At 65.9% G+C, this 13,704-nt stretch carries 7 protein-coding genes and 5 pseudogenes; 5 read left to right on the plus strand and 7 right to left on the minus strand.

The window, feature by feature from the left end; translation table 11 throughout:
- The coding region (locus RHBS_RS14335; protein WP_128645893.1) for a DUF4192 domain-containing protein at positions 1 to 538 on the plus strand (538 nt) is incomplete at its 5' end.
- 39 nt (positions 539 to 577) lie between these two features.
- Here RHBS_RS14335 and galE read toward each other — a convergent pair.
- Together galE and RHBS_RS14345 are read right to left on the minus strand one after the other, a co-directional pair.
- Positions 578 to 1,557, minus strand: a pseudogene (gene galE, locus RHBS_RS14340) (UDP-glucose 4-epimerase GalE).
- Positions 1,558 to 1,603: 46 nt separating this feature from the next.
- A complete protein-coding gene (locus tag RHBS_RS14345; RefSeq protein ID WP_032397915.1) occupies positions 1,604 to 2,290 on the minus strand; it encodes a metal-dependent transcriptional regulator in 687 nt (228 codons plus the stop codon).
- A 185-nt stretch (positions 2,291 to 2,475) separates the two neighbouring features.
- Between RHBS_RS14345 and RHBS_RS14350 the strand changes: the two genes are divergently transcribed.
- A complete protein-coding gene (locus RHBS_RS14350) occupies positions 2,476 to 3,744 on the plus strand; it encodes an acetoin utilization protein AcuC (protein WP_128645894.1) in 1,269 nt (422 codons plus the stop codon).
- A 64-nt stretch (positions 3,745 to 3,808) separates the two neighbouring features.
- Positions 3,809 to 6,464: pseudogene (locus RHBS_RS14355) on the plus strand (GNAT family N-acetyltransferase).
- 127 nt (positions 6,465 to 6,591) lie between these two features.
- On the opposite strand, the pseudogene RHBS_RS14360 reads toward RHBS_RS14355, so the two are convergent.
- The 3 genes and pseudogenes from RHBS_RS14360 to RHBS_RS14370 form a co-directional block, all read right to left on the minus strand.
- Positions 6,592 to 7,562, minus strand: a pseudogene (locus tag RHBS_RS14360) (sigma-70 family RNA polymerase sigma factor).
- A 178-nt stretch (positions 7,563 to 7,740) separates the two neighbouring features.
- A pseudogene (locus RHBS_RS14365) lies at positions 7,741 to 9,233 on the minus strand (methyltransferase).
- A gap of 33 nt (positions 9,234 to 9,266) precedes the next feature.
- Positions 9,267 to 9,635 carry a DUF3099 domain-containing protein gene (locus RHBS_RS14370; protein WP_094615264.1) on the minus strand — a complete coding sequence of 123 codons (369 nt, stop codon included), beginning with the start codon at positions 9,633 to 9,635 and terminating at the stop codon, positions 9,267 to 9,269.
- Positions 9,636 to 9,737: 102 nt separating this feature from the next.
- Here RHBS_RS14370 and RHBS_RS14375 point away from each other — a divergent pair, with 102 nt between their 5' ends.
- Complete coding sequence (locus tag RHBS_RS14375; protein ID WP_068050652.1) at positions 9,738 to 9,974, plus strand: DUF3039 domain-containing protein; 237 nt, start codon at positions 9,738 to 9,740, stop codon at positions 9,972 to 9,974.
- On the opposite strand, the pseudogene RHBS_RS14380 reads toward RHBS_RS14375, so the two are convergent.
- Positions 9,947 to 11,058, minus strand: a pseudogene (locus RHBS_RS14380) (YihY/virulence factor BrkB family protein). The gene RHBS_RS14375 and the pseudogene RHBS_RS14380 overlap by 28 nt on opposite strands.
- 190 nt (positions 11,059 to 11,248) lie before the next feature.
- Between RHBS_RS14380 and RHBS_RS14385 the strand changes: the two are divergent.
- Complete coding sequence (locus RHBS_RS14385) at positions 11,249 to 12,988, plus strand: DEAD/DEAH box helicase (protein WP_121870028.1); 1,740 nt, start codon at positions 11,249 to 11,251, stop codon at positions 12,986 to 12,988.
- Positions 12,989 to 13,100: 112 nt separating this feature from the next.
- On the opposite strand, the gene RHBS_RS14390 is transcribed toward RHBS_RS14385, so the two are convergent.
- Entirely contained in the window at positions 13,101 to 13,295 is a 195-nt protein-coding gene (locus tag RHBS_RS14390) for a hypothetical protein (protein ID WP_027496884.1), read from the minus strand.
- Between the last annotated feature and the right edge of the window lie 409 nt (positions 13,296 to 13,704).

The following is a 13,704-nucleotide window of genomic DNA, read 5'->3' on the forward strand; positions in this document are numbered from 1 at the left end:
TGCCGAGACCATCGCGCCGGGCCCCGACGCGACCGTGCGGGCCGTGGCCGCCGAGATGTCGCGCCGACGACGGGACAGCGACCGGTCTCGTACCGACGACTTGACGTCGGTGCTGTCGTACGTCGCGCGGGGACCGTACGACACCGAATTGGACCCGACCGACATCGCTCGGATCGCACTCGCGATCGGCCACGTCCAGGTGCGTGACGCACTGCTGGCGTTGACCCTCGGCGACGACGCGGGATTCGTCGAAGAGTTCTGGGCGAGGATGTGCCGCGTCCTGCCGAAGGGCGAACGCGCCATCGCCGCAACACTTCTGGCCTTCAGCGCGTACGTGCGCGGAGACGGGCCGATGGCCCGTATCGCGATCGATGCTGCACTGGAAGCCGACGAGACCCACTCACTGGCGCGACTGCTGGACAGATCGCTCAGCGCAGGCGCAGGTCCCGAACTCGTTCGCGAAGTGGCCGAGAGCGGCTTCGCATGTGCGCGCGCCTGCGGAGTTCGGTTGCCCGGCGACCCGTTCGGTCGACGATGACGGCAGTCGGGCACATCGACGATCGACCGGCGACGCGGGTCAGCGCGCTGCGTGCGACCGATCGCCGAGCTGCTGCAGGAAGGTCCACGCATCGGCCACGATCCGATCGAGATCGGTCAGCTCCGGCGTCCATTTCAGCTCCTCGACCGCACGTGCGCTCGAGGCGATCAGGACAGCAGGATCACCGACACGACGGGGAGCATGTTCGACGGCGATGGGCAGGCCGGTGACGCGCTCGCAGGACGAGATGACCTCGTGTACGGAGAAGCCGGTGCCGCTGCCGAGGTTGTAGATGGTGTGCTCACCCGGTTGTGCGGCGTCGACGGCGAGGATGTGCGCCTCGGCGAGGTCGGCGACGTGGATGTAGTCGCGAACAGCCGTTCCGTCCGGTGTGGGCCAGTCGGTGCCGAACACCGAGATCTTCTCGCGCTGCCCGAGAGCGACCTGAAGCACGAGCGGAATCAGGTGAGTCTCGACGACGCGATTCTCGCCGTAACCGTTGTAGGCACCGGCCACGTTGAAGTATCGGAGACTGGTGGCGGCGAGGCCGTAGGCCGCAGCATACGACGTGATCGCGTGATCGATCGCGAGTTTGGTGGCACCGTAGGGATTGGTGGGGCGGGTGGGTGCATCCTCGGTGATGGGAGTCTTCTCGGGCTCGCCGTACGTGGCGGCGGTCGAGGAGAACACCAGCTTCGCGGTGCCGGATGCTCGGATGGCATCGAACAACGCCAGCGAGGTGACGACGTTCCCGCTCCAGTACTTGTCGGGCGAGACCACCGACTCGCCCACGAGAGATTGCGCGGCGAAGTGCAGGACGGCGTCGAAACCGCCGCCGATCAGCACGTCTGCGGCAACGTCCTTGATGTCACCTTCGACGAACGTGGCACCGCCGGCACTGCATCCCGGTTACCGGTGGACAGGTTGTCCACGACCACGACCTCGTGACCGCGCTCGACGAGCACGGCCGCGCAGACGCTGCCGACGTACCCCGCACCACCGGTAACCAGAAGCTTCACTGTTCGTTCTCCCTCACACACGTCGAACGCCGTCGTCGGTGTGAGGTCAGACCTTCTTCACCTGGACGGCGTGCGCCATTTCCTCGGATATGTCGACACCACTGTGTCCTGGCACCGTGATCGTGATCGATCCGGGCTTGGCCTCGACTGTAACGCGAGCATCGGGGACCACGCCCGCTTCGCGGAGCTGAGCGATCACCTCGGGGTCGGACTGAACGTGCTCGGCGAGACGACGCACCACGACTGCTGTCGGCTGGCCGACCGGGACATCGGTGAGGCGGATGAGAGCCTCCGGTGCCAGAGTCGACTGGCCGAGACCGAGTTCGGCCAACCCTGGGATCGGGTTGCCGTACGGCGAGGTCGTCGGGTTGTTCAGTACGGTGACCAAACGACGCTCGACCTCCTCGCTCATCACGTGCTCCCAACGGCACGCCTCGGCGTGAACGTCTTCCCATCGCAGACCGATGATGTCCACGAGCAGACGCTCCGCCAAACGGTGCTTGCGCATGACCGCAACCGCCAGACTGCGGCCCTTCTCGGTCAGCTCGAGGTGCCGATCGCCTGCGACGGACAACAGCCCGTCGCGCTCCATCCGAGCAACGGTTTGGCTGACGGTGGGACCACTTTGTTCGAGCCGTTCGGCGATTCGCGCGCGGAGCGGAATCACGCCCTCTTCTTCCAAATCGTAGATCGTCCGGAGGTACATCTCCGTGGTGTCGACCAGATCCTTCACACTCAACCCCTTCGTCGGGCTCGATCCTACCGTCAGCGCCCCGAAATAGGCGCTGCACCCAGTCGTAGCGGGCGCGGCGCACCACAACTGTGGACGTCGTTTCCCATGGCTTCTCACAAGGGGACTCTCGGGACAACACCGGAACCCGGCAACACCACCCCGCCCGACAACGTAGTTTTGTCCATATGTCTGATCAGGCGACACGCGCCGCCGCGTCCATCCCGAACCGCCCCGAGGACATCGTCGTGTGGAGTGCGGACTACCTCGGCTACCGGTGGAGCGACGACCACCCGATGAACCCGACTCGACTCGATCTGACGATGGCGCTCGCCACCGACATCGGCCTGCTCGAGGGCGTCGAATTGGTCGAGCCGTCCGCTGCACCGGATTCCGAACTGCTCCGGTTTCACACCAGCGCGTACATCGAGGCCGTCAAACAGGCACCGTCGCAGGGCCCGGCCCTGCGCGATCCCGACGACGTCGTCCACGGACTCGGTTCCGACGACAACCCGGTGTTTCCGCAGATGCACGAGGCGAGCGCCATGCTCGCCGGTGGCTCGCTGGCCGCCGCCCGCGAAATCGCGTCGGGTCGTGCTCGACGCGCGGTGAGCATCGGTGGCGGCATGCACCACGCGATGGCCGACTGGGCCTCGGGCTTCTGCGTCTACAACGACGCCGCTATCGCCATTTCCTGGTTGCTGGACAACGGGTTCGACCGAATCGCCTACATCGACGTCGACGCTCACCACGGGGACGGCGTTCAAGCGGCTTTTCTCGGTGACCCGAGAGTGCTCACCGTCTCGCTGCACCAACATCCGGCGACGCTGTGGCCGAACACCGGATGGTCGACCGAGGTGGGAACCGAACGCGGTGAGGGAACCTCGATCAACGTTCCGTTGCTGCCCGGCACCGCGGACCGGTTGTGGCTGCGAGCGTTCCACGCGATCGTGCCGGGAGCGATCGGCGCGTTCAAGCCCCAGATCATCGTCAGTCAATGCGGTGTCGACAGCCACCGCGAAGATCCCCTCGCAGATCTCGCCCTGACCGTCGACGGCCAGAACGCGGCATTCCTGGCCATGCGTGATCTGGCGGACAAGCATTCCGAAGGTCGGTGGTTGGCCGTCGGCGGTGGCGGGTACGGCTTGGTGCGCGTCGTTCCACGGTCCTGGACGCACCTCATCGCTGCCGCGCTCGGGCGCGACATCGACCCGATGTCGGCGCTGCCGGACACGTGGCGCGAGCGGGTACGGACCATGGCACCGAGTGTCGACCTGCCGCAGACCATGGGTGACGGGGGAGACGTCGACTACCCCGCCTGGGACGGACCCGGTGGATCTCTCGCTGGTACCGACGGCACCGACAGGGCGCTCGAACGCGTCGACTCGGCGATCATCGCCACCCGTCGAGCAGTGTTTCCACTGCTCGGACTCGATCCGGAGGACCCGCGTGACTGATCCGACCGACAGCTCCTCGGCCGAGGAGCCTGCCGTTGCGGCGTCGGAGCCGAGCGACAAGGACCTGGCCCGAGAGAGAGCGGAGACATCGTTTCCGCGGCACTGGGTTGCCGATGTCCTGACCTCCGACGGCGGTGTGGTGCACCTACGACCCATCGTCCCGTCGGACTCCGAGCGCATCGTCGCGTTCCACGGCCGGCTGTCCGAGCGGACGAGATACCTGCGATATTTCGGTCCCTACCCCACGATGCCCCAGCGTGACGTGCTCAACTTCACCACGGTCGATCACCACGACCGGGTGGCGTTCGTCGCAGTGCTCGGTGACGACATCATCGCGGTCGGCCGATACGAACGACTGCCCGAGGCGACGGTAATTCCGCCGAGGTGGCCTTCGTCGTCGCCGACGCGCATCAGGGCCGCGGGCTGGGTCCGATCCTGCTCGAACACCTCGCGGGAGCGGCCGCCGAGAACGGGGTGAACATGTTCGTCGCCGAGGTGCTCGCCGAGAACCGGAACATGGTCACCGTCTTCCGTGAAGCGGGTTATCAGGTCAGCAGGTCCTTCGAGGGGGGAGTGCTGCGACTGGAGTTCGCCATCGACCCGAGCGAAGCTCTGCTCTCTGTGCGCAATTCGCGTGAGCGAGCCGCCGAGGCCCGCAGTGTGCGCAACGTGCTCAGCCCACGATCGGTGGCCGTGATCGGAGCATCGACCGACAGCTCGAAAGTGGGCAACGCCGTTCTCGCGAATCTCCTGGCGGGCAACTTCACCGGCCCCGTCTATCCCGTCAACGCCGACCATCGTTCGGTCCGCGGGGTCCGCGCCTACGCCACGGTGCACGACATCCCCGATCCGGTCGATCTGGCGATAGCAGCGGTACCGGCCGATGCGATCGACGCCGTACTCGACGACTGCCTCGACAAGGGCGTCAAAGCGTTGCTGGTGGTCTCGGGTGGATTCGGCGAGACCGGACCCGCGGGCCAGGAGAGCGAGCGCAGGCTGGTGCTCGCCGCGAGGGCGCACGGAATGCGGTTGATCGGGCCCAACGCGCTCGGTGTGGCGAACACCGATCCCGAGTTCGGCCTGAACGCCACTCTGGCTCCGCATCTGCCCACTCCGGGCAACGTGGGGTTCTTCTGTCAGTCCGGTGCCCTCGGCATCGCGATTCTGGACGAGGCCGCCAACCGCAGGCTGGGACTGTCGACGTTCGTCTCGGCCGGAAACCGCGCCGATGTGTCCGGAAACGACCTACTGCAGTACTGGGATTCGGACCCGGCCACCGAGGTGATTCTGCTGTACCTCGAGAGCTTCGGTAATCCCAGAAAGTTCACCAGGATTGCCCGACGGGTGGCGCGCAGCAAGCCCATCATCGCGGTCAAGAGCGGCCGCGGGGCCGTGCCGCCCGCACACGCAATCGGTGCCGACATCGACGACTCGATCGTGCGCGCACTGTTCGCGCAGGCTGGAGTCATCCAGGTCGACACCATCTCCGAACTGTTCGACTGCGCCGTCCTGTTCGGAAATCAGCCTCTTCCGGTCGGCCCGAGGGTTGCCGTGGTGGGAAATTCGACGGCTCTGGGTGTGCTGGCAGTTGACGCTGCGCGAGCCAAGGGCCTGCACGCGAGCAATCCGACCGATGTCGGTCCGCAGGCGGGCCCCGAGGAGTTCGCCGCGGCCGTGTCGTCGGCATTGGCCGCATCCGACATCGACGCCGTCATCGTCGTGTTCGTTCCACCGGTCGCGGTCGAGGTCGAACCGTTCGCGGCCGCGCTCGGCAACGCCGTCCGTGGATCCGACAAGCCCGTGCTGTCGACGTTCCTCGCCACCGAGGGCATTCCGGACGTCCTTGCCGTCCGCGGACCGAGTGGACACCCCGTGCGTGGTTCGGTGCCGTCGTACTCGAGTCCGGAGCGGGCCGTTGCGGCGTTGGCTGCTGCGTGGCGGTACTCGTCGTGGCGTTCGCGGCCGGTGTCGAATCTCGTCCGTCCCAAGAGCATCGACTCCGAACGTGCCAAGCAGCTGGTCGAGGGATGGCGGTCGGCGGGCAGTCACGGACGCTGGCTCTCGGATTTCGAGACCGCAGAACTGCTGAGCTGCTACGGCCTCGACGTCGTGGCCTTTCGGACCGTGACCGACGAGGACGAGGCCGTCGCGGCAGCAGACGAACTGGGATACCCGGTGGCGGTCAAGGCGACCGGGGAGCGGTGGCGACACCGGCCGGATCTCGGTGGAGTGCGCCTGGACATGGCCGACGCCTCCGCGGTGCGGGTGGCGTATCGGAACTTGGCGGCGGCCTCCGGCGAGCCGCTGCTGCACGTCCAGCGCATGGCGGTCAAGGGAATCGGCTGCGTCGTACGCGTACAGGACGACCCGTCTTTCGGATCACTCATCTCGTTCGGTCTGGCCGGGGTGATCTCGGATCTGTTGGGCGATCGTGCCTATCGGGTGCTGCCACTGACCGAGGACGAGGCCGCGCAACTGATCGACGCACCGAAGGCGGCTCCGCTGCTGTCCGGATATCGCAATGCGGTGCCCGTCAACAAGAAAGCCCTGATCGACCTCGTTCAGCGAATCTCTGCGCTGGCAGAAGACATCGCCGACATTCGCGAGATCTCGTGTGAGCCGGTTCTGGCGTCCGCCGACGGCGCACAGATCACCGACGCCGGGTGCGCATCGGGCCCGAGCCCACCAAAGCCGATCTGGGACCGCGCCGCCTGCGCTGAACGTACGGGCCACGAAAAAGCGGCAGCCGAGTCGACGTCCCGAGGGGGAGAGAACGTCGGCTCGGCTACCGCGTGAGGCGGCGCGAACGGGGATGGTCACCGTCGCTCCACCCGGTCGGGGCTGTGCTCAGCTGGCGTACGACCGCAGCTTCTCGGCGCGGTCGCCCTGCCGAAGCTTGACCATCACCTCGCGCTCGATCTGACGGACACGCTCACGGGAGAGACCGAAGAGCTTGCCGATCTGATCGAGGGTGCGGGGCTGTCCGTCGTCCAGGCCGTAGCGGAGTCGAATGACCTGCTGCTCCCGTTCGTCGAGAGTGCCGAGAACGACACGGACGTCGCTGTGCAGCAGTCCGGCGATGACGGCGTTCTCGGCGGACGTCGCCTCGGAATCCTCGATGAAGTCGCCGAGAGGTGCTTCCTCGTCGCTGCCGACCGGCATGTCCAGGCTGACCGGGTCGCGGCTGTGGTCGAGCAGATCCGCGATCTTCTCCACCGCAATACCCGATTCGCTCGACAGCTCTTCGTCCGTTGCCTCGCGGCCGAGCTGCTGATGCAGCTCACGCTTGATCCTGGCCAGCTTGTTGACCTGTTCGACCAGGTGGACGGGCAGCCGGATCGTGCGGCTCTGATCTGCCATACCGCGGGTGATGGCCTGACGAATCCACCACGTCGCGTACGTCGAGAACTTGAAGCCCTTGGCGTAGTCGAACTTCTCCATCGCGCGGATGAGCCCGAGGTTGCCCTCCTGGATCAGGTCGAGCAGGGGCATACCGCGGCCGGTGTAGCGCTTGGCGAGAGACACGACCAGGCGAAGGTTCGCTTCGAGCAGGTGGCTGCGTGCAGCACTGCCGTCACGAACGATGATGGCGAGGTTGCGCTTCTTGACTGCGCTCAGTCGCTTCGTGTTCTCGAGAACCTGCTTCGCGTAGAGACCAGCTCGATCCGCTTGGCCAGATCGACTTCTTCGGCAGCCGTCAGCAACGCGGTGCGGCCGATGCCGTTGAGGTACACGCGAACGAGATCGGCTGCTGGGCTCTGGGCGTCCAGATCGGCATCGGTGGGCCGCGGACGAATCGTGGTGCTGGGGCTGGTCATGACTTGCCTCCTGGTCGGTGGTGTCTCACAGGGTTCAACGCTCGGGAGACTCCGATAAGTTCCCACGCCGATCCTGTAGATACCCGTGTGACCAGGGATTACGTCATGTTCGTCCTGAGAAGTTGCTGAGAAGTGAAGCCGCCGGGAACGGTCGCTCTCCCGGGGCGGTGTCGTGCACTCATCGAGCCGGCAGAACCAGGCCGTGCCGGACGAGCCCCTGCATCATCGTCACCGCATGCACTGACAGTTCCTCGGCGTCCTCGTCGTGCGCAGCAGCGAGCAACTCCACCAGTTCGCCGACCGGTAGGCCATCGGGTCGAAGGCCTGCGAGCAGAGCCGCACCGAGTTCGTCGACGTCGTGCTGCCACTGCGGTCCGTTCCCGCGATGGACCCGCACCGCCACCGGAGCCCAGCCCTCCTCACCGGAAGGTAGACGCGTTCGAGTGCGGTGTTCGGGTCGAGAGTGAGTACCGAGTCGAGGATGTCGTGCTCCCGCAGCCAGTCCAGCCGCGCGAAGTACTCGATCGATTCGTTGCCCAGCGGGTCGGAGAAGCCGTGCGTGAGCTCCTCAGCAAGCAGATCGGTCGGCGCATCCGTTCGGCGGAGATAGACGAACCCGAAGCCGATTCCCTCGACATCGGCGGCGGCGAAGTGGTCGAGCCAGGACTGTGCCACCGCGGCCGCGTCGGGATCGCGGGGATCGAGTCCGCCGTCACGCATCCAGGTGCCCACGTAGAGCGCGGGATCGGCGACGTCACGCTCGACGACCCAGGCGTCGATTCCGTGAGCGGGCAGCCACGACGCCACCCGTGCACGCCAGTCCTCGCCGCGGACGTGCACCCATGACGCCAGGATGGCCGCGGTACCGCCGAGCGTCAGGTGTTCCGGGGCTCGGCCGATCATCAGAGCGCTCGCTCCGTCGAGGTCGAGGCCGGAATCGCGGTACGAGTGCTGCACTTCTGCGCGGCCGACGACGAACGGCGGGTTGGCGACTATGCGATCGAATCGACGCCCGGCGACGGGCTCGAACCACGAACCGTGCAGCAGCTCGACGTCGAGGCCGTTGAGCGCCATCGTCGCGGCTGCGAGGTCCATCGATCGCGGACTGATGTCGGTCGCGGTCACCTGTTCCGCGTAGCCGCAGGCGTGTACGGCCTGGACTCCGCAGCCGGTACCGACGTCGAGAACGCTTGTCGCCGGGGACGTGGGCGTTCCGCGCAGCAGCGACAAGGAGGCCTGCCCGACTCCGAGTACGTGGTCGGGAGCGGTCTCGGCGGCGCGCATGCTGCCGTCCGGATCCGAGACGATCCACCGAGTTCCATGTCCGGCGTCGAGCGGGCGAATGTCGAGCAGTGTCCGCACTGTCGATCCGGAGCGGGTGAGAATCCCGGCTGCGACGGCGTCGGCAACCGCCAGTGGTGCGATGGCGTCGGCGACGTCGGACTCGGGGCAGTCGTCGACGAGCAGGAACAGGCGCACCAGAACGCCCAGCGCACCACCGTCCCGGCTGGCGTTGCGTACCGGCACCGGCTCGCTGCGACCGAGGGCAGCGTGGGCGTCGTAGCCGAGCAGCGTCAGTACTCCGTCGGCGTCGTACCCCGCCCGCTCGAAGGCCTCACGAAGATCGGAGCAGGCGACGACGAGCGGGGATGTGGAATTCGGTGCAGTCACGACGCAAGTGTCGCATCGGCGATGGCCGCTGCGTCAGTCGTCGCCCGGTTCGATCACCCGGTGGTTGCTCGATTCCAGTTGCGGCCTGTCCACGGTCCGGTAGTCGTATCGGCTCATCTCGTCCTTGGTGCGGGGCGGCCGATCGTTGGCGATCAGCACCGCCATCCACGGCAGTGGAATGGACGCTCCGACTATCGCCATGGAGATCCACGGATTCATCCACATCCCGTACGCGATGGCAGCCAACACCAACGCCGGGATGCGGAACGACATGATGAACATGTATTTGCGGACGCGAGCTTTGTGCTGCTCTTCGACCGACTTTTGCGCCTCGGTGATAAGGACGGGCCCATCCGGCGAGTCGCTGTACGCGCTTCCGTCGAACCCTGGGGTTCTCGTCATACCTCCACTGTGGCACTACTGCTCACAGAATGCATACGACGAGCTGTGGAACCGGTTACCCCTTGCTGTGGATGCACGGCCTGAACGGATTAATCTGTGTTCATGAGCACTCAGACGAAGGACCGTCCCGACATCGCACCGGACGAAACCACCGAGGACGACAGGCCGAAGTTCTTCCACTACGTGAAGAAGAACAAGATCGCCGAGAGCGCGGTGATGGGTACGCACGTCGTCGCGCTGTGCGGTGAGGTGTTTCCCGTCACCAAGTCCGCGAAGCCCGGATCGCCGGTGTGCCCGGACTGCAAGAAGGTCTACGAAGGCTTGAAGAAGGGCGACTGACCACCGTCTCCCGGGTGTCGGTCCGGGGTCGGCTCCGGACGATCCGAACGTGCTCGGTCGCCGGACAGTTTGATCGGCCCCGTGGCCAGCCGTCGGGCGACAGCGGTCACCGGTCCCGACGGCTTGTCGTCGGTAGCGGCCTGCGCCGCGATCCACTCGCGCATCTGGTCCATTCGCGTCGCCCGTGCGGGTGAGAACTCCTGGATCGTCGCGTTGAACTCGGCGCCGAGAACGATGGCGAAGCCGAGGAAGAACGTGAACAGCAGAAACGCGATGGGCGTCGCCAGCGCGCCGTAGGTGTACCCGGTGCTCGTCACCCAGCCGAGGTACCGGCGCAGTACCGCGCTTGCGATCATGAAGAACACCCCGGCCAGCAGGCTCCGCCGAGGAGACGATGCCACGGCAGCGAAGTGTGCAGGGCCACCTTGTACAGCGTGGTCAAACCGATGATCAGCAACAGGCCGACGGCCGGGTAGTAGAAGAAGTCGATGACCTCGCTGCCCACGGTGATCCACGAATCCGGCAGAATTTGCTGCACGTACACCGGTCCGAGGGCGACGAGCGGAAGCACGAAGACCGCGATCACCAGGAAACCCACGTAGAGAAGCAGCGCGAAGAACCTCTGCCAGACGGGATGTCGCGCGTCGGCCTGCCCGTGCGCTTCGACGATGGAGTCGACGAACGTCGAGATCGCAGACGACCCGGCCCACAACGAGAGCAGAAAGCCCACGGACACGATCTCGCCGCTGCCCTGGGCGAGGACGTCCTTGACCGTCGGAGCGATGATCTGGTCCACGACGCTGCCGCTGAAGAGGGTGTTGCTGAACGTGATGATCTTGGACTCGATGATCTCGACGGTGTTGGGTCCGAACCATCCGCCGACGAGTCCCAGACTGCCCAGCACGCCGAGCAACAGTGGTGGCAGCGACAGCGTCTGCCAGAACGCGGCCGTTGCTGCCTTGCTGAAGATCGAGTCTTCCCACGCTTTGCTCAGAGTGCGCAGTGTCACTTTCCATACTGCGTGTAGCGGCCTTCTCGCAGACAACCGTTCCGGTGGTGGAGTTCCGCCTGCAGACTCGCTCATGGTTCCTCCAGCATTCCTGACGAAAGGCGACTTCGCCTAACAGCCGACTCGCCGTGTCGTATCCGACTCACCCCAGCGATGCGGGATCGGTCGGTGCGGAGCGATAGGCTCCTCGGCGGACACTGCAGGGCTACCGAGAGCGCGAGGAATTTACATCGATGCCAGGAACCGGCGGCCAGTGAGCGCTGACATGTTCGATCCCACACCACCGTCCACCGAGCAGACTGCCGCTCCCGCGAGTGGGGGAGCACCGCTGCGCGCGTGGCAGCGACGGGCGCTGACGAAGTATCTTGTCGCCTCGCCCAAGGACTTCCTCGCGGTCGCGACGCCCGGCGCAGGTAAGACGACCTTCGCCCTCCGGGTGGCCGCAGAACTGCTCGCGCATCGGACCGTCGATCAGGTCACCGTCGTTGCGCCCACCGAACACCTCAAGCACCAGTGGGCGGAGTCGGCCGCCAGGGTCGGCATCGCATTGGACTCGCGCTTCTCGAACTCGACCGGTCAGACCTCGAGCGACTACCACGGCGTGGTCGTGACGTATGCGCAGATCGCCTCGCACCCGTTCAAGCATCGAGTGCGCACCGAATCACGCAAGACCCTCGTAATTCTCGACGAGATTCACCACGGCGGCGACGCCAAGAGCTGGGGTGAGGGAATTCGCGAGGCGTTCGGAGACGCCACCCGACGTCTCGCACTGACCGGTACGCCGTTCCGCAGCGACGACAGTCCGATTCCGTTCGTCAACTACGAACCGGATCAGGACGGGTTGATGCGGTCCAAGGCCGATCACGCGTACGGCTACTCCGATGCTCTTGCGGACGGCGTGGTCCGTCCGGTCGTGTTCCTCGCGTACTCCGGTGAAGCGCGCTGGCGGGACAGCGCCGGCGAGGAATACACCGCACGCCTGGGTGAGCCGCTCAATGCCGAACAGACCGCGAGGGCATGGCGCACCGCTCTGGATCCGCAGGGCGACTGGATGCCCGCGGTGCTGTTGGCTGCGAACACGCGGCTCGCACAACTGCGCGCAGGCGGCATGCCCGATGCCGGCGGTCTGGTGATCGCAACCGATCAGACGGTGGCGCGGGCCTACGCGAAGCTGATCGAAGTGATCACGGGGGAGACACCGGCGATCGTGCTCTCGGACGACCCCACGTCCTCGGCTCGTATCGCCGAGTTCGGTAAGAGCGACCAGCGGTGGATGGTTGCCGTCCGCATGGTGTCCGAGGGCGTCGACGTTCCGCGTCTGGCCGTCGGTGTCTACGCGACGAGCGCGTCGACCCCGCTGTACTTCGCGCAGGCGATCGGCCGCTTCGTGCGGTCTCGGCGCAAGGGTGAGACGGCGAGCGTCTTCCTGCCGTCGGTGCCGGTGCTGCTCGATCTCGCGTCGCAGCTCGAGGCGCAACGCGATCACATCCTCGGCAAGCCGCACCGCGAGAAGGACGGCTTCGACGACGAGTTGCTGGCCGACGCCAACAAGCAGAAGGACGAACTGGGCGAGGAGGAGAAGGCGTACACCTCGCTGGGTGCGGATGCGGAACTGGACCAGGTGATCTACGACGGTTCCTCGTTCGGTACCGCGACGTTCTCGGGTAGCGACGAGGAAGCGGACTATCTCGGTCTGCCCGGTCTGCTCGACGCGACGCAGATGCGCGACCTGCTGCGCCAGCGCCAGCAGGAACAGATCGACAAGCCGGCTGCCGGGCCCGCGGTTCCGGCACCCGCAGTCGTCAACGACAGGGCCACCAGTGCGGGCCAGTTGGCCGGTCTACGGCGTGAACTGAACAGTTTGGTCGCGGTGTACCACCACCGCACCGGGAAGCCGCACGGAGTGATTCACGGCGATCTGCGACGTATCTGCGGTGGCCCGCCGACGGCGATGGCGTCGGCCGATCAGTTGGGCGAGCGAATCGCGCAGTTGCGCAAGATGTAGAGATCCCTGGCAGATCAGGGCACGAAAAAGACGGACGGTCTGGTGGCCGTCCGTCTTCTTCGTTGTGTTCGTCGATCGTGGCGAACCTGTTTCCCCCGACGCAAAAGGTGGGTTACACCGTGGAGTCCGATTCGGTCATCACCGTTGCGTTCACTTCACGCAAACGGGCTTCGTGCTCGGTGGCGTGGTGACCGCAGAAGAGAAGTTCTCCACCGGTCGAGAGCACGACACGCGCGCGAGCCCCTGCACCGCACCGGTCGCACCGGTCCGCTGCTGTCAATTGTGGGCTGGTCAATGTTCCGGGCATGACTCCTCCGTACTGGCTTGCGGGTTGTCCCGTTCGCCTGGGGCCGGTCCGCCGCGTCGGTATGGCGCGGTCCGTTCACTCTGTCAGACGTATGGCGGTCATGCGTTGTTCCCGAGCGCGTTTCTTTGTGTTGTCACTAACACGAAACATGGCTCACGAGCAGGAACGTCGTCGACAGTGTTCGCTGAGAGCTGATCGTGTTCGGTGCGAGTCGCGGCAGTAGGGTCGCCGGTGTGGCTTCGACTTCTACCTCGCTCTCCGGCGCATCGAAGCTGGGTATTCCGTCGCTGTTCGTGATCGGCGCGCTGTGCATGTACGTCGGTGCAGCGATCGGTGTGTTCTTGTTCGACACCGTCGATCCGGCCGCGGTGGCGTGGCTGCGCGGGTTCGGTGCGGCGCTGGTGTTGGT

This window comes from Rhodococcus sp. BS-15 (genome assembly GCF_000813105.1).
Lineage (GTDB): Bacteria > Actinomycetota > Actinomycetes > Mycobacteriales > Mycobacteriaceae > Rhodococcoides.

Bases quoted from the DNA above. Each gene is read 5' to 3' on its own strand.
- RHBS_RS14350 (WP_128645894.1), top strand. From the start codon at position 2,476: ATGTCTGATCAGGCGACACGCGCCGCCGCGTCCATCCCGAACCGCCCC.
- RHBS_RS14370 (WP_094615264.1), bottom strand. From the start codon at position 9,635: ATGACGAGAACCCCAGGGTTCGACGGAAGCGCGTACAGCGACTCGCCG.
- RHBS_RS14375 (WP_068050652.1), top strand. From the start codon at position 9,738: ATGAGCACTCAGACGAAGGACCGTCCCGACATCGCACCGGACGAAACC.
- RHBS_RS14385 (WP_121870028.1), top strand. From the start codon at position 11,249: ATGTTCGATCCCACACCACCGTCCACCGAGCAGACTGCCGCTCCCGCG.
- RHBS_RS14390 (WP_027496884.1), bottom strand. From the start codon at position 13,295: ATGCCCGGAACATTGACCAGCCCACAATTGACAGCAGCGGACCGGTGC.